This window comes from Hymenobacter edaphi, assembly GCF_003258365.1.
Classification (GTDB): Bacteria; Bacteroidota; Bacteroidia; order Cytophagales; family Hymenobacteraceae; genus Solirubrum; species Solirubrum edaphi.
The window spans coordinates 173295-194732 of sequence record NZ_QHKM01000002.1; the positions used below are offsets into that span (position 1 = coordinate 173295).

Annotated in this window: 17 protein-coding genes; 9 read left to right on the forward strand and 8 right to left on the reverse strand. The window is 64.8% G+C overall.

What is annotated here, in order from left to right:
* The first annotated feature begins 119 nt into the window (after nt 1-119).
* The gene (locus DLM85_RS08415) at nt 120-3221 is read left to right on the forward strand and encodes a lantibiotic dehydratase (RefSeq protein WP_111477668.1); all 3102 of its coding nucleotides are present in this window, start codon (nt 120-122) and stop codon (nt 3219-3221) included.
* Between the two features lie 25 nt (nt 3222-3246).
* On the opposite strand, the gene DLM85_RS08420 is transcribed toward DLM85_RS08415, so the two are convergent.
* From DLM85_RS08420 to DLM85_RS08435, 4 genes are all read right to left on the reverse strand, one after another.
* On the reverse strand, nt 3247-3945 hold the full coding sequence (locus tag DLM85_RS08420) for a spondin domain-containing protein (RefSeq protein ID WP_111477669.1): 699 nt from the start codon (nt 3943-3945) through the stop codon (nt 3247-3249).
* A gap of 96 nt (nt 3946-4041) precedes the next feature.
* Nucleotides 4042-5019, reverse strand: coding sequence for a YihY/virulence factor BrkB family protein (locus DLM85_RS08425; protein WP_111477670.1), 978 nt, complete (start codon nt 5017-5019; stop codon nt 4042-4044).
* An 87-nt stretch (nt 5020-5106) separates the two neighbouring features.
* Complete coding sequence (locus DLM85_RS08430) at nt 5107-5832, reverse strand: DUF3891 family protein (RefSeq protein ID WP_111477671.1); 726 nt, start codon at nt 5830-5832, stop codon at nt 5107-5109.
* A 190-nt stretch (nt 5833-6022) separates the two neighbouring features.
* On the reverse strand, nt 6023-7024 hold the full coding sequence (locus tag DLM85_RS08435; protein WP_111477672.1) for an NAD-dependent epimerase/dehydratase family protein: 1002 nt from the start codon (nt 7022-7024) through the stop codon (nt 6023-6025).
* A 157-nt stretch (nt 7025-7181) separates the two neighbouring features.
* Between DLM85_RS08435 and DLM85_RS08440 the strand changes: the two genes are divergently transcribed.
* The 3 genes from DLM85_RS08440 (at nt 7182) to DLM85_RS08450 (ending at nt 12443) form a co-directional block, all read left to right on the forward strand.
* A complete protein-coding gene (locus DLM85_RS08440) occupies nt 7182-8288 on the forward strand; it encodes a patatin-like phospholipase family protein (RefSeq protein ID WP_111477673.1) in 1107 nt (368 codons plus the stop codon).
* 393 nt (nt 8289-8681) lie between these two features.
* A complete protein-coding gene (locus DLM85_RS08445; RefSeq protein WP_243635902.1) occupies nt 8682-11171 on the forward strand; it encodes a TonB-dependent receptor in 2490 nt (829 codons plus the stop codon).
* A 132-nt stretch (nt 11172-11303) separates the two neighbouring features.
* Entirely contained in the window at nt 11304-12443 is a 1140-nt protein-coding gene (locus DLM85_RS08450) for a PepSY-associated TM helix domain-containing protein (RefSeq protein ID WP_111477675.1), read from the forward strand.
* A gap of 327 nt (nt 12444-12770) precedes the next feature.
* On the opposite strand, the gene DLM85_RS08455 is transcribed toward DLM85_RS08450, so the two are convergent.
* On the reverse strand, nt 12771-13547 hold the full coding sequence (locus DLM85_RS08455; RefSeq protein ID WP_111477676.1) for a DUF475 domain-containing protein: 777 nt from the start codon (nt 13545-13547) through the stop codon (nt 12771-12773).
* Nucleotides 13548-13655: 108 nt separating this feature from the next.
* Nucleotides 13656-14021 (reverse strand): hypothetical protein, encoded by a 366-nt coding sequence (locus DLM85_RS08460; RefSeq protein ID WP_111477677.1) that lies wholly within the window; start codon nt 14019-14021, stop codon nt 13656-13658.
* Between the two features lie 99 nt (nt 14022-14120).
* Between DLM85_RS08460 and kbl the strand changes: the two genes are divergently transcribed.
* The 4 genes from kbl to DLM85_RS08485 all read left to right on the forward strand — a co-directional run bounded on the left by kbl (nt 14121) and on the right by DLM85_RS08485 (nt 18600).
* The gene (kbl, locus tag DLM85_RS08465; protein WP_111477678.1) at nt 14121-15368 is read left to right on the forward strand and encodes a glycine C-acetyltransferase; all 1248 of its coding nucleotides are present in this window, start codon (nt 14121-14123) and stop codon (nt 15366-15368) included.
* Between the two features lie 590 nt (nt 15369-15958).
* The gene (locus DLM85_RS08475) at nt 15959-17194 is read left to right on the forward strand and encodes an exo-beta-N-acetylmuramidase NamZ family protein (protein ID WP_111477680.1); all 1236 of its coding nucleotides are present in this window, start codon (nt 15959-15961) and stop codon (nt 17192-17194) included.
* A 154-nt stretch (nt 17195-17348) separates the two neighbouring features.
* The gene (locus tag DLM85_RS08480; RefSeq protein WP_111477681.1) at nt 17349-17654 is read left to right on the forward strand and encodes a hypothetical protein; all 306 of its coding nucleotides are present in this window, start codon (nt 17349-17351) and stop codon (nt 17652-17654) included.
* A gap of 232 nt (nt 17655-17886) precedes the next feature.
* Nucleotides 17887-18600 (forward strand): hypothetical protein, encoded by a 714-nt coding sequence (locus DLM85_RS08485; RefSeq protein WP_111477682.1) that lies wholly within the window; start codon nt 17887-17889, stop codon nt 18598-18600.
* A gap of 272 nt (nt 18601-18872) precedes the next feature.
* On the opposite strand, the gene cdaA is transcribed toward DLM85_RS08485, so the two are convergent.
* The gene (cdaA, locus tag DLM85_RS08490; protein ID WP_111477683.1) at nt 18873-19715 is read right to left on the reverse strand and encodes a diadenylate cyclase CdaA; all 843 of its coding nucleotides are present in this window, start codon (nt 19713-19715) and stop codon (nt 18873-18875) included.
* Nucleotides 19716-19733: 18 nt separating this feature from the next.
* Nucleotides 19734-20615, reverse strand: a complete 882-nt coding sequence (gene folP / locus DLM85_RS08495; protein WP_111477684.1) for a dihydropteroate synthase — start codon at nt 20613-20615, stop codon at nt 19734-19736.
* Between the two features lie 155 nt (nt 20616-20770).
* On the opposite strand from folP, the gene DLM85_RS08500 reads away from it, so the two are divergent.
* Nucleotides 20771-21313 carry a DUF1599 domain-containing protein gene (locus DLM85_RS08500; protein WP_111477685.1) on the forward strand — a complete coding sequence of 181 codons (543 nt, stop codon included), beginning with the start codon at nt 20771-20773 and terminating at the stop codon, nt 21311-21313.
* Nucleotides 21314-21438: the final 125 nt, after the last annotated feature.

A 21438-nucleotide genomic window follows, 5' to 3' on the forward strand; every position in this document is an offset into this window, starting at 1 on the left:
CCCGGCTGGTACCGGCTTCATTGACAAAGCCCTACCTGAATGACTGGAAACATGATGAAGAAACTATTATTTTAACTTATTTTTAATGTCAATAAAGTCCACTTCTCTACCTTTATTTAATGATTCATGACCAAGGATTCTTCTTATTACGGCGGCCGGCTTATTCGTTACAACGGCTGCAGCAGCTGCAGCAGCGTCTGCTGACGCAGCCCCTGGCCGAGTTGATGCGCGACTGGTACCGCGAGCCGGCCGCGCAGCAGGCCATTTACGTCGCGTCGCCTTCCTTGTACGAGCGGCTGCTGCAGTGGCTGGCGGGGGAGCCGATTTCGGAAGAAGCCCGTCTGCTCGATACCCTGCACAAGTACGCCATTCGCATGAGCAGCCGCTGCACGCCCTACGGCCTGCTGGCTGGCTGCGCGTTCGGGCGCTCGGGCCCGGCCACGCAGCTCGGCGCAGCCAAGCCGGCCGCGCCGCGCCGCCACACCCGCCTCGACATGGAATACCTGCTGCTGCTGCAGGAGTGGCTGCTGAGCTTGCCGGTGGTGCGCAGCCAGGCTCTGGTCTTCCCCAACAACTCGGTGTACAGCATCGGCGAGAGCCTGCGCTACGTGGAGCAGCAGCGCGAGGGGGCCCTGCGCCGCTACTTCATCAGCGCCGTGGAGGCCGATGCCTTCCTGCTGGGCGTGCTCCGGCAGGCCCGCCCGGGCACCACCCTGCCCGCCCTTTTGCTGCACCTGGTGGAGCAGGGCATCGAAGAAGCCGAAGCCCTGGCCTACCTCGACGAGCTGCTGAGCAGCGGCCTGCTGCGCAGCGAGCTGGAGCCCACCGTGGTCGGGCCCGACTACCTGCCCGCCCTGCTGGCGCGACTGGCGGCTTTCCGGGGCACCGAAGCGGTGGTGGCGCAGGTGCAGGAGCTGCAGGCGCTGGTGCGGGCCGAGGCCGACCCGGCCACCGTGGGCCGGCAGGCCCGGGCCTGGCTGACCGAGCGCCAGCTGCCCGCCCCGCTGGTCGAGCCGCTGCGGGTGGATACCTACTACCCGCAGCGGCCCCAGCTCGGCGAAACCCTGCTGCGCGACCTGCGCCAGCAGCTGCAGCAGCTGTTCGTGCTGAACCAGCCCGGGCAGTCGGCCGAGCTGGAAGACTTCAAGCGCCGCTTCTACACCCGCTACGAAGACGAGGAAGTGCCCCTGGCCCTGGCCCTCGACCAGGAGTGCGGCGTGGGCTACGGCAGCAGCTCGCCGCTGGGCATCGGCTACGCGCCTATGATCGACGACCTTTCCTTGCCCACCACCGGCGCGGCCCCGACGCGCCCGGCCTGGGACTGGTGGCAGGCCCTGGTGCTGGAAAAATACGCCCGGGCCCTGCGCGAGGGCCAGCCCGAAATCGAGCTGACGGCGGCCGACCTGGCGTATATTCAGCAGCAGCGCCCCGCCGACGACACGCCCCTGCCCGACAGCTTCTACGCCTTCGGCAACCTGCTCACGGCCGGCCCCGCGGTGGCCGGGGCCGAGTACCGCTTCAACCTGCTGGCCTGCAAGGGCCCCTCGGCGGTGCAGCTGCTGGGGCGCTTCTGCGAGGGCGACGAGCAGCTGGCCGCCGCCGTGGCCGGCTGCGTGCAGCGCACCGAGGCGCACCACCCCGACGTGGTGTTTGCCGAGGTGGTGCACTTCCCCGAGTCGCGGGCCGGCAACATCATGACGCGGCCCACGCTCTACACCTACGAAATTCCTTACCTGGGCCGCGCCTCGGTGCCCGCCGAGTACCAGATTCCGCTCGACGACCTGCGCGTGTCCGTGCGCCACGGGCAGCTGGTGCTCCGCTCGCAGCGGCTCAACAAGCGGGTGATTCCGCGCCTCTCCAACGCCCACAACTTCCGACTCGGCCCCCCGGTCTACTGGTTTCTCTGCGACCTGCAGCAGCAAAACGGCCACCTGAACCTGCAGTGGAACTGGAGCGTGCTGGCCGAGCAGGACTACCTGCCCCGGGTGCGCTACCGCAACATCATCCTGAGCCGGGCCACCTGGGTGCTGCGCGCCGCCGACCTCGACGTCGACAACCTCATGCACCTGGCCACCACGCTCACCCGCCGCGGGGTGCCGGCGCAGTTTGCCCTGGCCAGCGGCGACAACGAGCTGTGCCTCTCGCTGCACGTGCCCGACTCCCTGCGCCTGCTGGCGCAGGAGCTGCGCAAAACGCCCACGCTGCGGCTCTACGAGGTGCTGCAGGCGGCCGAAGGTGCCGCGCCGGCCTTCGCCAACGAGCTGGTGCTGCCCTTCTACAACTCCGCCGCGCCGGCCATTGCCGGGCTGGCCGCGGGCCCGGCCGAGCTGCCGCCGCGCCGCTTCTCGGTCGGCTCGGAGTGGCTGTACCTGAAAATCTACACCGGCGAAAAAATCTCCGATGCCCTGCTGGCGCACACGCTCTACCCCGTCATCCAGCGCCTGCTCGACCGCAAAATCGTGGAGCAGTTCTTTTTCGTGCGCTACCGCGACAACGACCCGCACCTGCGCCTGCGCTTCCGCGGCAATACCCACCTGGAATTCTACCACTTCGTCATTCAGGAAGTGGAGCGCAGCCTCAAGGAGCACGTGCGCACCGGCAGCGTGCACTGCATCCAGACCGACACCTACCGCCGCGAGCTGGAGCGCTACGGCTACCAGCAGATCGAGCTGTGCGAAACTCTGTTTTGCTGCGACAGTCTGTCCACGTTGGCCTTTCTGGAGCAAACCAGCGGCACGTTCGACGAAAACGCGCGCTTCTGCTTTGCCGCCGCCAAGGTGGAGCGCCTGCTGACCACGCTGGATATGCCTCTGCCCACGCGCACGGCCCTGGCCCAGCAGCTGCAGCAAAGCTTTTTCCAGGAATTTGGCGGCGACGCCACCCTGCGCCGCCAGCTCAACGACAAGTACCGCCAGTACCGCCCCATGCTGGACCAGGCCTTCAGCTGCGCCGTGCAGACGCAGCGCGCCGCCGACACCTACGACGTGCTACAGCGCACCGCCCTGCTGGAGCTGCAGCGCACCGCCACCAGCCCGGCGCAGCTGCACAGCATCCTCAGCAGCCTGATTCACATGCTCATCAACCGCCTGTTTCCGTCCAAGCAGCGGGCCTACGAGCTGGTGTTCTACCACTGCCTGGCCAAGCACTACGATTCGGTGCGCGCCCGCTCGGGGGCCCGCCCAGTGGCCGTCGAGGCCCTGGTTCCGCCGGTTGTGGCGTAAAGCGCAAGGCCGGCCGGCCGGCCGGCTAGCGGATGCGCTCCAGGTGAAAAACGCCCAGCGGGGCCCCGGCGGCACCTGTGGGGCTCAGCGGACCGCCGGAAATGAGCCGGACCGGCTGCGCGGGCGCGGTGGGCTGGTCGGGGGAGGTGAAGTCCGCGCCGCTGTCGGTGCCGGCGTCGTAGGTGCGGGCGGGCACGCTCAGGTGCCGCTGCCACTGGCCGGCCGCGTCGAGCAGCGCCGGGGTTTCCAGGGCTACAAACCAGTCGGGGCTGGGGGCGACCATGCTGACGGCCGTGACCAGCGGGTGCTGCACGTCGACGGTGACGGTATCCACAAACTGCCCCGGTGAACCGATGGAGCCCTGGCGGCTCTCAAACCAGTCGTTGATGAGGTTGCCGGTGGCCAGGGCAGCCAACTCGCCGCGCAGGGCGGTGTTGTCGCCACGTTCGGCCATGTCTTTGATGCCCGTGCTAGCCGGAGCACCAGACCGGTACAGGGCCCGGTGAGCAACGTCGCCGATACCGGTGCCGGCGGAACTGGTGTGGGCCACCCCGATCAGCCGCGAAAAATGCGCGCCGGGCGGGTAAGCTCCGGGATGCGTAGCCGGGCTCCAGGTGGCTTCGAACGTGACGCGGTAGGTGGCCGGGCCCGGCGCGGGCTGGGCGTCTTTGTCGGAGGTGCAGGCCGTAGCGGCAAGCACAGCGGGGAGTAGCAAACGATTCATGGCAGACCGGAAAGTAGCGGATAACTAACACAACGCCCTGCCGGAGCGGATTCGTGCATTGCCGCAATCATTCAGGCCCTTAAATGAGCGGCGGGCCTAGCCGCGCCAGCGGCCTTCGGCGTGGGGGCGGCCGGTTTTCTGCTCTTCCTGGCTTTCCCCGGGCGGCACTTCGCGCACCTCGATGCGCACAGCGTGGGCTTTGGGCACCACGTGGGCGCCGTAGCAGTCGGCGTACTGCTGGGTCAGCTCGGCCCCGAAGAAGATGATCAGCGAGGAATAGTAAATCCAGACCAGCAGCACGATGATGGAGCCGGCCGCCCCGAAGGCCGAGCCGGGGTTGGAGGTGCTGATGTAGAAGGTGAGCAGGTATTTGCCGAGCACAAACAGCCCGGCCGTGACCAGGGCGCCCACCCACACGTCGCGCCAGCGGATGATGGCGTCGGGCAGGAAGCGGTAAATCAGGGCGAAGAGCACCGTGGTGATGCTGAACGATAGCACGAAATCAACCAAGCGAATGAGCACCACGGCCACGTCGGGCATGATGCGCTGCAGATAGCCGGTGAAAAAGGTGAGCAGGGCGCTGATGACAAAGGAAATCAGCAGCAGCAGGGCAATGCTCAGAATCAGGCCGAACGAGAGGACCCGGTCGCGGATAAACTGCTTGAGCACGCCGGTGTTGCCGTCGGTTTTCACCCGCAGGTTCCAGATGCTGTTGAGGCTTTCCTGCAGGGTGACGAAGAACGTGGTGGCCGTAAAAATCAGCGTGCCGATGCCCAGCGCGGCCGACATGCCGCCCTGGCGCTGCTGGTTGAAGCTGTTGATGGAGTCCTGCACGGTTTTGGCCGCGTCGGGGCTCACCAGGCCGTTGAGCTGGGCAAACACCTGCCCCTGAATGGCTTCCTGGTCGAACAAATAGCCGGCGGCGGTGATGACGATGAGCAGCAGCGGCGGCAGCGAGAGCACCGCGTTGTAGGAGAGGGCCGCGGCGAGGCGCAGGGAGTTGTTTTCGTTGAACTGCCCGAGGGTATTGCTCAGCAACGAGGACAGGGAGGAAAGGCGAAACGAGGAAGCCATAAGCAGCGGAAGCCGAAAGGGGCGAAGGAGGATTCTGCCGTACTACGGCGGCCCTGTGCCGGGCGTTGGCCCGCCCCGGCCCGAAGCTCAACGGTGCAGCGTCCAGCGCAGCGTGGTAATGGGCGCCGCCTTGATGGCCGCGCTCAGCTCCTCGTCGCTGCCGAACTGCAGCTGCCGCAGCTCCACCGCCTCCACCGACACCTCAAATTCCGTGGCTGCGAAGGGCCAGGGCTGCACCTGCACCGCGTCGGCGGCGGCGCGGCGCACGTCGTAGCGGCGGCCATCGGGGCCCCGGCTGATTTCGAGGGCGCGCGCCAGGTCGGGCAGTTCGTGGCGGCAGAGGATGAGGCTGAGCCGGTCGCACCACTGCAGCAGGGCGTAGGCCTGGTCGGCCTCGGCTTTGCGCAGCTGCAGCTCCCGGCGCCAGCGCTGCTGGCAGCGCCGCTGCTCGTCGAGGAAGGCATCGGTTTCGGGGCTTTGGCCGCGCAGCTCCTCGTACAGAAAGCTCAGGTGCAGGCTGGTGAGCAGGCTGCGCCAGCGCCCCTGGAACCGCGCCTCGCGCATGACTTCGCGGGCCTGCTCGGGCGAGAAGGCCTTCATGGTGAAGTCGGCGGGCGCACCGTTGGGGGTGAGGGCGTAGCGGCCGTCCCAGCGGCGCTGCCCGTCGTCGTGCTGGGCGGCGGCGGCCAGCAGGCCCACCCACCGGGCCGGCGGCAGAAAGGCGGGCCACTGGTGCAGCAGCTGGGCCGCCAGCAGGGCGTGGGCCTGTTGGTAGATGATCTGCCAGCCCTCGGCGGTGTAGTTGACAATCATGGGGCGTGTCGAAAAGCTGCTTTCGATACGCAGGCCGGGCCAGAACGATGCAGCGCGGGCCGGGGCCGCTGGTAGGCGGGCGGCTCAATGTTCGCTGCGAAGCGCAGACGAACACCAAGGCCCCACGGAAGCAACTCCGCAGGGCCTTGGCTATGGACCGGAAATCAAGGGGCGGCTGCGCGCCTTGCGCCTACTTGGCCGTGGCGGCCGTCAGCGGGGCCAGGTACTCGGGCTCGGCTTTCAGGTGCTGCAGCATATCGGCGGTCATCTTATCCAGGTCAAATTCGGGCTGCCAGCCCCAGTCTTCGCGGGCGCGGCTGTCGTCGATGCTCTTGGGCCAGCTGTCGGCAATCTGCTGGCGCGAGTCGGGCTGGTAGGTGACCTGGAAATCGGGCAGGTGCTGCTGAATGCTGCGCGTAATGTCGGCCGGCGAAAAGCTCATGGCGCCCAGGTTGTAGCTGGTGCGAATCTTCACCTGCTCGGCCGGGGCGTGCATCAGGTCCAGCGTGGCCTTGAGTGCGTCGGGCATGTACATCATCGGCAGGTAGGTATCGTCCTGCAGAAAGCACTGGTAGGGCAGGCCCTGCACCGCGTGGTGGTAGATGTCGACGGCGTAATCGGTGGTGCCGCCGCCGGGCAGGCTCTTGTAGCCGATCAGGCCGGGGTAGCGCAGGCTGCGCACGTCGAGGCCGTGGCGGCGGAAGTACCAGTCGAGCCACAGTTCGCCGGCCTGCTTGCTGATGCCGTACACCGTGCCGGGGTCCATTACGGTGTACTGCGGGGTGTTGTCGCGCGGCGTGTTCGGGCCGAACACGGCAATGGACGAGGGCCAGTAGATACGGGGCTTGTCGTATTCCAGCGCCGCATTGAGCACGTTGAAGAGGCCATCCATGTTCAGCTGCCAGCCGAATTCGGGGTTCTTTTCGGCGGTGGCCGAGAGCAGGGCGGCCAGGTGATACACCTGCTTGGGCCGGTACTTCTGCATTACTTCGCCGAGGCGGGCGCGGTCGAGCACGTCGAGCTGCTCGAAGGGGCCGGCCTCGGCCAGCTCCGGGTGCTTGGGCAGGCGCACGTCGGCCGCAATGACGTTCGAGGCGCCGTAGCGCTGCCGCAGTTCGTGGGTGAGCTCGAAGCCCAGTTGTCCGCCGGCGCCAATTACCAGAATTGTGTCGCCTGTGCCGGTAGTGCTCATGGGGTGGAGTGGGGGAAGGAGTGGGGGAATGCCGATCAGGGGAAAGGTGTCTCGGGGCCGCAGCGGGCCGGGGGCAAAGATACCCGGTTTGCGGGCCGGCGGCACGCCGCCGGCCGGGCCGTGCAACGTTCGAGGCTAGTACGGTTATCTTTGGGCTATGATGCACAACGTTATACCGGTGACGATGATGCGCCGCGGGCTCGGCCTGCTCAGCGGCTTGGTACTAGTGGCCGGCGCGGCGCGGGCCCAATCGGCCTATCCCTACCGCAACCTGGTGATGGAGGGCGGCGGCATCCGCGGCGTGGCCTACGGCGGGGCGCTGGAGGAGCTGGACAAGCAGGGCGTGCTGCGCGGCATTGAGCGGGTGGGCGGCACCTCGGCGGGCGCCATTCAGGCCGCGCTGCTGGCCGTGGGCTACACCCCGGCCGAAATCGTGCAGGAAGTCAACAACACCCCGATTCAGCGCTTCAACGACGGGCGCTGGTTTTTCTTCGGCGGCTCGCACCGCATGCGCAAGCAGTACGGCTGGTACCTCGGCGACGCCCTCACCAACAAGATAGCGGGGCTGGTGGCCCGCAAAACGGGCAAGCCCAACCTGACCCTGGGCGAGCTGCACCAGCTGGCTCAGCAACAGCCCGGCCACTTCCGCGACCTGTACACCACCGGCACCAACCTCACCCTGCAGCGCGTGCAGGTGTTCAGCTACGAAACCAACCCCACGATGCGCGTGGCCGACGCGGTGCGCATCTCGATGAGCATTCCGCTGTACTTCCGCGCCGTGCTGCTCGACGCGCAGGGCAATGTCGTCCACGGCCGACCCGAGAAAGGCCAGCCGGTGCAGGTGATGGTCGACGGCGGGATGCTGGCCAACTACCCCATCGACCTCTTCGACAAGCCGCGCTACCTGCCCGCCGGCGCTCCGGCTACGCCCGACGCCCGCGGCAACGTGTTCAACCCCCAAACCCTCGGCTTGCGCGTTGACCGGGCCGAGCAGATTGCCCTCGACACGCTGCCCACCGGCCGGCAGGCCCTGGCGCCCTACGAAATCAAGGGTTTCGGCTCGTACGTGGGGGCGCTCTACAACCTGACGGAAGAAAACCTAAACCCCGCCCGGCCCGAGGACTGGACGCGCACCGTGAGCATCAATACCGCCGGCTTCGCGCCCAAGATCAAGCGCATGTCGGAAGCCGAAAAGCAGCAGCTCATGGACAGCGGCCGCCTGGGCGTGCAGGCCTACCTGCAGCGGGCTCAGGCCAAAAAATAAGGCCTGACGTGAAATACGGAGCTGTAATTCCGCACTCCGCGCACCCCAAAATCCGCATTTCCGCCGCATCCGGCGGGGTACAGGGCTACGTTTAAGCCTATAGAAGCCCTCGTCAGATGCGGCAACTCGCATGGTTGTCAGGTGTGGTGACCATGCGGACGAGCGGATTCCTCTAAACGCCCCTTCGGCAAACGGCCGAAGGGGCGTTTGTTTTTTAGTCCCGCTGGCTCGGGCCGGCTCGATACGCGGACTTTGGCGGCACTGCAGCCTGAATGGCCACCTCAGAACGAGTGTTATTTGGATTATTTCTAATCAAGCATATAAACTTTAGAACAAAATCGGGTAACGATTTTACTCGGCAAAGTTGCGTCGTTTTCTTTGTAGCTCTTTGGAATGATTCCAAATAAAGAAAGCCCCATGAATACCTGCCGCCTGCTAGGAATAGCAACCATCGTTTCGGCTACTGCGCTGCCCGCCTGGGCCCAGCAAGCCACTGCCACCATTCGCGGTACCGTCCGCACCCAGGACGGCTCGCCCGCCGAAGCTGTTTCCGTGGGCCTGAAGGGCCGCCCCCAGGGCGCCATTACCGACAGCAAGGGCCAGTTCGTTATCGACCGGGTGCGCGACGGGGAGTACAGCGTGGTGGTATCGGCCGTGGGGCTGCAGACGACGGAAAAGCCGGTGACGGTGAGCGGCGGGCAGCCGGTGACGGTGGACTTTGTGCTGGCCGAAAGCGCCCAACGGCTGCGCGAGGTGACGGTGCAGGGCAACCGCATCAACAAGTTCGACCGCAAGCAGTCGGTGGACGTGAACAAGATGCCGCTGGGCAACCTGGAAAACCCGCAGGTGTACGCCACCGTGGGCAAGGAATTGCTGACCGAGCAGCTGGTGTTTTCGGTGGACGACGCGACGCGCAACGCGCCGGGCCTGCAGAAAATGTGGGACGCCACCGGCCGCGGCGGCGACGGCGGCGCCTTTTACGCCGCGCGGGGCTTCGTCACGCAGAGCCAGCTGCGCAACGGGGTGGCCGGCAACGTAACCGGCGACATCGACGCGGTGAACCTAGAGAAGCTGGAAGTCATCAAAGGTCCCTCGGCCACGCTGTTCGGCTCGTCGCTGACCTCGTACGGCGGCCTGATGAACCGCGTCACCAAGAAGCCGCTCGACACCTTCGGCGGCGAAATCAACGTGGCGGCCGGCTCCTACGGCTTCCACCGCGTGTCGGCCGACGTGAACCTGGTGGACCAGAGCGCGCCCGCCGATGAGCCCAAAACCCTGGGCCTGCGCCTGAACACGGCCTACACCTACGAGGACAACTTCCAGAACAAGGGCTACACCGGCTTCAACAAGAGCCTGGCCGTGGCCCCCAGCCTGCAGTGGCGCGCCACGGACCGGCTGACGGTGAACCTCGACGCGGAAATCTACCAGGGCCGGGGCACGGGCAAGCAGTTCATCTTCCTGTACTTCGCACCGGCCCAGTTGGGCTTCGACCGGGCCGACAAGTCGCCGTTCGATTACCGCCAGTCGTACCAGGGGCCGGGCCTGATTCAGGACTCGCGCAGCACCAACCTGTTCGGGCAGGTGCAGTACAAGATTTCGCCCAGCTTCACGGCCACGACCTACCTGACCAGCAGCCACAGCTACTCGAACGGCAACTCGGCGTACTTCTACCTGACGCCGTCGACCGCGGATTTCCGCCGCCGCCACCCCGAACTGCCCGCCGCCGACAACTACCTGGTACGGGCCGACCAATCGACGGACAACAGCCAGAAGCAGCTGTGGGAGGCGCAGCAGCTGTTCAACGGCGACTTCCAGGTGGGCAGCCTGCGCAACCGCGTGGTGCTGGGCCTGGATTTCCTGCGCATCAACTCGGACATCAACTTCGTGGGCGCCAACTTCGACACGGTGGCCCTGGCCTCGCCGCGGCCCGTGCTGGATCAGTTCAACGGCGCTAACATGAACGCCGTGTACGCCAGCGGCGGCGGCGGGCGCTACCTGGTCACCACCAAGTCGAATACCTACAGCGCCTTCGTGTCGGACGTGCTGAACCTGACCGAGCAGCTGAGCGTGCTGGCCGCCCTGCGGGTGGACCACGTCAGCAACACGGGCGGGCTGTTTTACTCGCCGGTGGCGGCGTACAAGCAGACCACGTTTTCGCCCAAGCTCGGGGTGGTGTACCAGCCGGTGAAAGACCGGGTGAGCGTGTTTGCCAACTACCAGAACAGCTTCAACAACCTGGGCCTCTACCTGGCCGCCGACGGCAGCCGGCCGCTGGCCCGGCCCGAGCGCGCCAACCAGTGGGAAGGCGGGGTGAAGCTGGACGCCGCCGGCGGCCGCCTCAGCGCCACGGTGAGCTACTACAACATCCGGGTGCAGGACCGGCTGCGGCTGCTGGGCTACTCGCCCATCACGTTTGAAGCCATTAACGCCCAGGATGCCACCCAGCGCAGCCAGGGCCTGGAAGTCAACCTGGTGGCCAACCCGGTGCGCGGCCTGAACGTGGTCGGCGGCTTCTCCTACAACGAGTCGAAGTTTGAGGACTCGCCCGAGGACGTGAACGGCCGCCGGCCCAACACCGCCTCCTCGCCCTACCTGGCCAACGCCTGGGTGAGCTACCGCCAGCCCGAGGGCGCGCTGCGCGGCCTGGGCGCGGGCTTCGGCGGCAACTACGCCAGCGAAAACCGCGTGCAGAACGCGAACAACAACGTGTTTACGCTGCCCAGCTACACGCTCTTCAACGCCAGCATCTTCTACGACCAGCCCAAGTACCGCATTTCGGCCAAGGTGGATAACCTGACCGACCAGCAGTACTGGACCGGCTACACCACCATGAACCCGCAGAAGCTGCGCAGCATTGTCGGTAGCATCGCCTACAAGTTCTAACGAGCGGGGCGGGCGGCGCCCCGCTTCGCGGTGGTTCACCACAAGTACCAGCAGCGTGATGAGTGCCCGGGGGCTGAGGCCGCCGAACCGCCGCCCGCCGCCCACCGGCTTTTCCCTTTTAGCTTTCGGCCTATGACGCCTTTCAAAAAAGCCATCGGCAAGCTGCACCTCTGGCTCGGCCTCGCGTCCGGGCTGGTCGTGTTTATTGTGAGCATCACCGGGGCCATCTTCACCTTTCAGGACGACATTCGGGACCTGACCGAGCCCTGGCGCAAGGTGCCGGTGCAGCAGACTGCGTATCTGCTGCCCTCGCAGCTGCAGGCGGCCGCGCTGGCCGCGCACCCCGGCATTGCGGCCAAGGACTGCTGGACCACCTACTTCGGGCCGGAGCGCTCGGCCACGGTGTTCTTCACCGATAAGGCCGGCGCGCCCATCATGGTGTCGCTGAATCCCTACAGCGGGCAGGTGCTGCACGAAACGGATCTGCGCACGCACTTTTTCAGCATCGTCCAGGAAATCCACATGCACCTGCTGCTGCCCGAGGCGGTGGCCAAGTGGGTGGTGGGCATCAGCATCAGCGTATTCGTGGTGATGCTGCTGACGGGCATCGTGCTGTGGTGGCCCAAGCGCCGGCAGGAGCGGAAGCAGCGCCTGACCATCAAGTGGGGGGCGCGCTGGCGGCGCATCAACTACGACCTGCACAACGTGCTCGGCTTCTACGCCGCCGCCATTGCCCTGATGCTGGCCCTGACGGGCCTGTTCATGATTTTCCCCTGGATGCTCGAATCGAGCATGTTCGTCATCAACGGCGGCCCAGTGGATGCGCGGGAAAAGATAACGGCCAAAGTCGACACGCTGCAGCCCGCCGCCGCCGCCGCGCAGCCCCTGCCGGATGTGGTGTACCGCGCCGCGCGCCGCCTCTCGCCCCGGGCCGAAATGATTCTGCTGGGCCCGACGGGCAGCCGCAAGGACCCGGTGTACTGCTGGACCTACGGCAAAACCCTGCACTACTACCACCGCGACGAATACGCCTTTCATCCGGTATCCGGCGAGGTGCTGCAGTTCCTGCCCCACGCCCGCAAGGGCACGGCCACCCGCTTCTCCGACATGAACTACGACCTGCACACCGGCCAGCTGCTGGGCTTCGGCGGCAAAATCGTGGCCTTTCTGGCCAGCCTGATTGCGGCCTCGCTGCCCGTCACGGGCACCGTCATCTGGTGGGGCCGCCGCCACAAATCAAAAAAGAAAAAGCCCCAAGCCGCGCTGGCCTGAGGCGTTATCCACCGCGTGTGCAAAGCCGTGTGGAAAACTCGCGGGCCTGATGCGGCCGGTTCACCCCGCAGTCATTGCGCGCGAACCGAAGGTCGACGTCGTCAAGCGCGGCAACCGCCGGAAGGCGTAGCCACTCTGGCCGCTCGCGGCACAAACGGTACAGCACGCACTACCCGAAAACAGCCCCGCCCGAAACCAGTAACTCCGGTTTCGGGCGGGGCTGTTTTCGGTTTCTGTCAGTTCGGGCGGCGGTGCTGCTGAAGACTGCTGCGTCGTCTCTCCTCGCAATGACTGCCAGTGCTACCGTCGGCTGGCGCGGCCGGGCTGCTAGGGCAGCCGCTGGTGGCGGGGCACGTTGAAGAGCAGGGAAGAGGCCAGCGGCACCAGAAACATGAGTACCGTCAGCGCCGTCAGGCCCACGTCGGCGGCGTGGCTTTCCAGGAACACGCTGACGGGGTGCGCGGGCTGAAAATGCTCGAACAGGGACAGCAGCAGCTTCAGGCCCAGAATGCCGATGACCAGGAAGGCCGAGGTTTCCAGGAACGGGTAGCGGGCCATCAGCAGCACGAAGGCCTGGGCCACCAGGCGCATGGCCAGAATGCCGATGAACACGCCCACGCACACCAGAATCAGGTTGTCGGTGAAGGCCACCACGGCAAAGACGTTGTCGATGGAAAAGGCCAGGTCCATCAGCTCGATCAGGGCCACGGTGGCCCAGAACTGCCCGAAGGCGCCCAGGGTGCGGCGGTACAGCCAGCTTTTGCCCTTGTCGGGCGCGTCGGCAGCGTCGTCGTCCGCGCTGCGGCCTTTGGGGCGGAACTGCTGGTAGCAGAGATAGAGCAGATACAGACCGCCCAGGGGCTTGAGGTACCAGAAGTTGATGAGGAAGGAAGCGAAGAGCAGGCACACCCCGCGGAACACGTAGGCCCCGATGATGCCGTAGCGCAGGGCTTTCTGGCGCTGCTCCTTGGGCAGGTCGCCGACCATGGTGGCCAGCACCGCCGCGTTGTCCACGCTGAGCAGGCTTTCGATGATAATCAGGTTGCCGACGATGGCCGCCGCGGCCAGCGGGTTGTCGAGAATCTGTTGGAGGTGGACGTTCATGCAGGTAAGTAACCCCGGAAAAGCCGAAAAGGTCCGGCCAAAGCCCAAGGAGAGGGCGAAAATGCAAAACAACGGGTATTACGCCGCCGGGACGTATTGGATGCCGGGCTAGATGATGGGACCGTGGGGCAAAATCAGGAAAAAGAACAGCTGGCCGGCAATCAGGAATAACAACAGGTAGCTTATGCGCCGCAGCATGAACAGGTGTCGTGCCCAGGGCTGCCGCGCGCGGCCGGCCCATCCCTGCAACGCGGCGTTGGCAACGCCCAAAACCAATGTGCCGCAGAGCAGCCGGAAACCGGCTTCCTCGACGGCTACGTGCAACTCGTGGGGCCAGAAGTAGCGCGGCGGTTCCAGAATCAGCGCGGGCAGGCCGAACACCCACACCAACATGCGCTTAAACAGCAGCAGACAGCACAAGGCCGCGCCGATGAACAGCCAGGCGCTGGCGCGGTACAGCGTATATTTCGTCATACCCGGGGAAGTTTGCCCGTCAAGATAAGCCGGGCGAACTTCCGCCGCTGCCGTACCTTCGCCGGCGGTTCCCCGTCATTCCCAGAAAGCCCATTCCCCATGTACACCACCCTTCAGCCCGATCTGCAGCAGCAGCTCCAGGAAATCAAGGACGCCGGCCTCTACAAAAAGGAGCGCATCATCACTTCGCCCCAGGGCGCCGAAATCGAAACCTCGGAGGCCGGGGAGGTGCTCAACTTCTGCGCCAACAACTACCTGGGCCTGTCGTCGCACCCCGAAGTCATCAAGGCCGCCAAGGAAGCCATCGACTCGCACGGCTACGGCATGTCGTCGGTGCGCTTTATCTGCGGCACCCAGGACATTCACAAGGAGCTGGAGCGCAAGCTGGCCGAGTTTCTGGGCACCGAGGATACCATCCTCTACGCCGCCGCCTTCGACGCCAACGGCGGGGTGTTCGAGCCCCTGTTCAACGAGCAGGACGCCATCATTTCCGACGCGCTGAACCACGCCAGCATCATCGACGGGGTGCGCCTGTGCAAGGCCCAGCGCTACCGCTACGCCCACAACGACATGCAGGACCTGGAAAAGCAGCTCCAGGACGCGAAGGAGAAAGGCACCCGCCACCGCATCATCGTCACCGACGGCTCGTTCTCGATGGACGGTACCATCGCCCAGCTCGATAAAATCTGCGACCTGGCCGACCAGTACGAAGCCCTGGTGATGATTGACGAGTGCCACTCCATGGGCTTCCTGGGCAAAACCGGCCGCGGCACCCACGAGTACCGCAACGCCATGGGCCGCGTCGACATCATCACCGGCACGCTGGGCAAGGCCCTGGGCGGGGCCATGGGCGGCTTCACCTCCGGCCGCAAGGAAATCATCGACATGCTGCGCCAGCGCAGCCGCCCCTACCTGTTCTCGAATACGCTGGCTCCGGCCATCGTGGGCGCCAGCATCCGCGTGCTCGATTTGCTGACGGAAAGCACTGAGCTGCGCGACCGGCTGGAGGAAAACACCAAGTACTTCCGCGAGAAAATGACCGCCGCCGGCTTCGACATCAAGCCCGGCGAGCATCCCATCGTGCCCGTCATGCTCTACGACGCCAAGCTCAGCCAGGACTTCGCCGCCAAGATGCTGGAAAAGGGCATCTACGTGGTGGGCTTCTACTTCCCGGTGGTGCCCAAGGGCCAGGCCCGCATCCGCGTGCAGCTCTCGGCCGCCCACACCCGCGCGCATCTGGATAAGGCCATCAACGCCTTCATCGAAGTCGGCCGCGAGCTGGGCACCATCAAGGCGCCGGAGGCCCAGCAGCCCGAGGCCGGGCAGGTGGTGACGAACACGCCCTGAGGCTTGCTACTGCTGAAGCAACAAGGCCCACCGAGTTTCGGTGGGCCTTTTCGTTTGATTATACTGCCGTGACTAAGTGAAACGCATTTGCGCAGGTTACTATGAATTCGAGCGTTGCCTTGTGCTTGCTGTTGGCAGGCAGTGCAGCTTGTGTAAGCGGCTGTGCTGTCAATGAGGGAACCGTTGGGATGCCCATTCAAAAAGAACTACTGATAAACAAGCGCGGGGAATTGTGGAGGAATGATGACCAGAGCAATTACATAATGCCTAGCTTAATATTTTATGACAGCACTGTGCTTGGCTCCAGTAGAGGAGACACCGCTTTTAGATTCACCTACGAGCTAAAAGGTCGGTATATTCTGCTGAAGGATTTCAAAGGCCGGGTAGAGAAGAGTCGCATTCTGCACATAGGTCCGAATACATTCACGGTTGACAAGCTGTGGTTTCTAGAGGGCAAGCAGACGTACCACCGGGAGGTGTTCGGGCCGTAGGGTTGGCAGAAAGCAGCAACGGGCCGGGTGACGGACCAATCAGCGTAGTGGCCATCGATAAACTGTAACTTCCACAACCAGTCCCACCTTGCCCGCCCCATGAAACTGTACGCTGCCTTAGCCCCCCTGCTGATTGCTGGCGCCCTGGCCGGCTACCTCCGCCCCCAGCCCGCCGAAAAGCCCTTCCCGCCGGCCCGCGTAGCCGCCCCGGGTCCCATCACCGGCGCCGACCAGACCGCGGCCTACCTGCCCTACCTCCAGGGCAAGCGCGTGGCCGTGCTGGCTAACCTCACCACCATCATCGGCCGGAAGCACCTGGTCGACAGCCTGCAGAGCCGGGGTGTGAACATCGTGAAGGTGTTCGGGCCGGAGCACGGCTTCCGGGGCAACGCCAGCGCGGGCGTGCACGTGGCCGACGAAAAGGACCCGGCCACCGGCATTCCCATCATTTCGCTCTACGGCCCGAAGCGCCAGCCCTCCGCCGCAGACCTGGCCGACGTGGACGTGCTGCTCTACGACCTGCAGGACGTGGGCTGCCGCTTCTATACCAACATCAACGCGCTGCGCAACCTGATGGACGCCTGCGCCCAGAACGACAAGGAGCTGCTCATCCTCGACCGGCCCAACCCCAACGGCTACCTCGTCGACGGGCCCGTGCTCGACATGCAGCTCAAGTCCGGCATCGGGCAGTTTCCCATTCCCATTGCCCACGGCCTGACCGTCGCCGAGTTTGCCCAGATGGTCAACGGCGAAAAGTGGCTGCCCGGCGGCAAGCCCTGCCGGCTGCGCATCATCCCGGTGAAGAACTACCGGCACGACATGGAGTACGTGCTACCCGTCAAACCCTCGCCCAACCTGAATACCCCGCAGAGCATCCTGCTCTACCCCTCCACCTGCCTGTTCGAGGGCACCGTGCTCAACCACGGCCGCGGCACGCAGTTTCCCTTCACCGTGCTCGGCAGCCCCGCCCTCCAAGGCAAGTTCAGCTTCGCCTACACGCCCGTCAGCATCCCGGGCATGAGCGAAACGCCGCTGCACATGAACCAGGTGTGCTACGGCCTCGACCTGCGCCAGTACGACACCCGCGAGCTGCGCAAAACCAAGCGCCTCAACCTGGACTGGATGATTACGCTCTACAACGCCTACCCCGACAAGGCGCACTTCTTCGACCGCACCCAGAGCAAGGAAATCGGCAACATCAACGGTCTGGCCGGCACGTTGGACTTCAAAAAGCAGATCGAAGCCGGCCAGACGCCGGAGCAAATCCGCGCCTCCTGGGAGCCGGGCCTGAGCCAATACAAGCAGATGCGCAAGAAATATCTGCTGTACCGGTAGGGGCTGCGGGCGGCCCCGAGCCCGGGCAAAGTCCACGTAATGCCGCCCGCAAAATCAACCGCGAGAGGGATGCCTGGGTAACCTGGTTTTAAAGGGCTTCTGCTACATTGGAATACGAGCCAACACGTACACGTTTTTACAACCATTAGCTGCCATGACAAGACTGGTCACCGTAATTCTGTTGCTGACGACCATTGCCGCCGGCGCAGTTGCCCAGGGCAACAAGCCCGCGACTTCGTCGAGCCCCACGACGATATACCAGACGCAAAAGCAAAACGGCTCGGGCGTGGCCGTGCAGGGAATGTCGAGCGTGTCGCAGGCCGAAGCCGACCGCAATGCCGACAAGGCCGGCGTGAGCGGAAGCTTCCAGAATGCCACGGGAACGGGGACCCGGTTCCAGGTGCCGACGCCCGCTGCCACCACAAAAGCCGCCAAACCAGCCAAAGCAGCTGCCCACTAAAGCCGCGGGCACTCCATCGCATTTTCCCCACAGGCCGGTCCCTCCAGACCGGCCTTTATCGTATGGCGGTGCTGTCATTATCAGTCCGTTGAGAACTGAAATTTCTTGGCGGAAGCGCCCCGTTATTACGGTTGAGTATTCCGCCCTTTTTCTATATTTCCTCCACGTCCCGATTACCACTATTACCTATTGCGAGTCGTTCCATTTTTCCACTTTCATCCTTTCCCAACGTATGGCCTCGCCATTCAAAAAACGCTTCCGGAACTTCTTCCTGAGCAAATCCATCAGCCGCGAAACCATGAAGCAGCTGGTGGGTGACCACCTCGACGCGCTGGACGCCGACAAGCAGCCCGAAGACGCCCCCGACACGGCCGCTATGGCTGCCCGGCTGCGCCCGCTCTACGAGCAGTTTCAGGTAGGGCTGGGCACGGGCCGGGCCGTCACGGCCGAGCGGGGCAGCCACACCGGTTCGGTGGGCAGTGCGTTCGACGCCCTGAAAAGCTACCCCGCCGAGGTAGCCCGCGTGCATATTCTTCCGAAGCACGACGAGAAGTCGGCCGTGTATAAGGAGTTCTTCCCGAAGGGCCGCACGGCGTTTTCGGGGGCTTCGCAGAAATCCATCGGCACCGATATTCGCGCGTTCATGCTCACGGCCCGCAAATACGACGCGCTGGTGCCCGCTGCCGCCGTGGCCGAGCTGCAAACGCGCCTGAAAGCCTTTGAGGACGCCGATACCGACCAGGGCAAAGTCGCCAAGCAAACCAAGGAAGGCAATCAAGCCATTGGCAAAGACCAAAAGAAGCTGGCCGTCCACCTGTTCGCCAACTTCGGTACCCTCATCAGCGCCTTTGCCGCCGAACCCGAAAAGGCCGAGCCGTACTTCAACCTCAGCCTGCTGCCCTCCACGCAGCGCAAGAAGAACAAGCCAGCCACTGCGGTAGCCTAACGGGCGGCGCCCGCCCCCGCAAGCATTGTTACGCGTTCCGTTTTCCGGAATGCCCAAAAACGGCTGTCAGCCCCCGTTCCGGATTCCGGAACGGGCAAAAACGGCTGTCAGACCCCATTCCGCATTTCGGAATGCCCAAAAACGGCTGTCAGGTATCATTCCGGAATGCGGAATGCCCAAAAACGGTTGTCAGACCCCGTTCCGGATTCCGGAACGGGGTCTGACAACCGTTTTCAGCCTATTCCCAAGACGTGGGAAGCTTGTAGGTCGGCTCAGGCCGCCACCTCCGCCGCCGAGCCCACCGCCGCCGGGGCCGCCGGGCGGGGCTGCGCGTCGAAAAGGAACTCGTTGAGCTTGGCGCGCAAATCGGAGGACGAGAGGTTGCGGAACACCTCCCCGCCGCGCACCAGGGACATCTGCCCGGTTTCCTCGCTCACCACCAGCACCACCGCGTCCGTCACTTCCGTCAGGCCGATGGCGGCGCGGTGGCGCAGGCCCATGGAGGCGGGCACGTCGGGGTTTTCGCTGACCGGCAGAATGCAGCGCGCGGCCCGGATGCGGCCGGCGGCAATGATGACGGCCCCGTCGTGCAGGGGGGAGGTCTTGTTGAAGATGCTCATGAGCAGGCGCTTGCTCACGGCCGCGTCGAGCAGGTCGCCGGATTCGGCGTAGAACTTCAGGTCGGAGGCCTGCTGAAAGGCAATGAGGGCGCCCGTGTTCTTGCCCGCCAGGCTTTTAGCCGCCTCCACGAAGGGCGTGACGGACATGCGCTGCATGGGCGTTTCGCGGCGCCACGAGAACATGCGCATGCGCTCCAGGGCCGTCACCTTGCCGATGTTGAGCAGGAAGCGACGGATTTCCTGCTGAAACAGGATAATGCCCGCCAGCACACCCACCGACATAAACTGCCCCAGAATCATGGTCAGCAGCTCCATGCCGGCGGCTTTCACCACCAGGTAGACGAGGTAAATCGACAGAAAGCCCAGGAAGATGCGCAGGGCCACCGAGCCGGTGAGCAGCTTGTAGATCTGGTAGAACAGAATGGTCACCAGCACCACGTCGACGACGTCGATCCAGCCGATGCGCAGGAAGCCGATGGCGACGGGGTTAAACATGGGCGTTGGGGTCAGGAGTCAGGTACTAAGCGTGTTTTCGAGCAGGCGAACGGTCTGCGCGGCTTCGGCCACGTCGTGCACGCGCACGAGGCGGGCCCCGCCGAGCACGGCCAGGGTATTCAGGGCAATGGTGCCGGGCAGGGCGGCGTCGGGCGTGAGGCCCAGGGGTTTCCAGACGAGGGTTTTACGGGAAAGTCCTACCAAAAGTGGCAAATCCAAAACGGTGCGCAGCTCGGGCAGCCGCCGCAGCAGCTCGTAGCCCTGCTGCGGGGTTTTGGCGAAGCCGATGCCGGGGTCGAGCACCACGTCGGCGGCGGGCCAGAGGGCGCGCAGGGCCGTGAGCCGGTCGCGGAAGTAGCGCGTGACCGATAGCACCAGGTCTTCGTCGTAGGCGGTGTGCTGGGTCATGGTTTGGGGAGTGCCGCGCATGTGCATGAGCACGTAGGGCACCCGCAGCCGCGCCACGGTCGGGAACATTTCCGCGTCGAGCAGGCCCCCGCCGATGTCGTTGATCATGTTGGCCCCGGCCTGCACGGCCTGTTCGGCCACCCGGGCCCGGAAGGTGTCGACGGAAAGAAAGACCTCGGGGAAGCGCCGGCGAATGGCTTCGCAGGCGGGCAGCACCCGGCGCAGCTCCTCCTCGGGGCTGATGTCCTCGGCGCCGGGGCGCGAGGAGTAGCCGCCCAGGTCGAGGATGGCCGCGCCGGCTTCGAGCATCTGCTCGGCGCGGCGCAGCACGTCGGATTCGGCTTCCAGCCGCGAGCCGGCGAAGAACGAGTCGGGCGTCACGTTCAGAATGCCCATGACCTGGGGGCGGCTCAGGTCGAGCACGGAGCCGCCGGGGCAGCGCAGCGTCTGCCGGCCTCGAAATAGCGTATCTTGCGCGGACAGACCAGTCATGGATTTCAGGCTTAGAAGCTTGGCGGGTAACGGTTCAGACGTAGGCGAGGCCCAGCTAAGGCATTGCCGGAAAGCAACGCCGTCAGCTGCGCAAAGAACGTTCTAAGACCAAAGCCCTACTACCTCCGCTCTGTTTTAAAAATAGCATTTTCACGTTGAACGACCAAACCCCGCGGCAGTACGACGAGGTCATTGGGCAGTGCCGGACGCTGTTTCTGGCCAAAACCCACGACTACGGCACGGCGTGGCGCATCCTGCGCCTGCCCAGCATCACCGACCAGATTTACATCAAGGCCCAGCGCATCCGCTCCATTCAGGAGAAGGGCACGCAGCTGGTGCAGGACCCCATCGACGACGAGTTCGTGGCCATCGTGAACTACTGCGTCATTGCCCTGATGCAGCTGCACCTGCCCGCCGACGCGCCCCTGGACCTGGAGGCCGACGCCGTGGCGGCCACCTACGACGAGGAAATCGGGGAAAACCGCCGCCTGCTCTTCGCCAAAAACCACGACTACGGCGAGGCCTGGCGGCAGATGCGCGTGTCGAGCATCACCGACATCATCCTGATGAAGCTGCACCGCACCAAGCAGATCGAAGATCTGCACGGTCGTACCCTGGCCTCGGAAGGCGTGGAAGCCAACTACCGCGACATGCTCAACTACGCCGTGTTTGCGCTGATTCTGCGCGGGGCGGCGTGACCTCACCCCCCGGCCCCCTCTCCTTAGATGTCGCGCATCAAGCGAGGTAGGGGGAGCCAGACATCAGCAACGATTTGGTGCGGCGAGGCAACCCAGGGAAGAAATAAGGTTGTTTAGCAGAACGC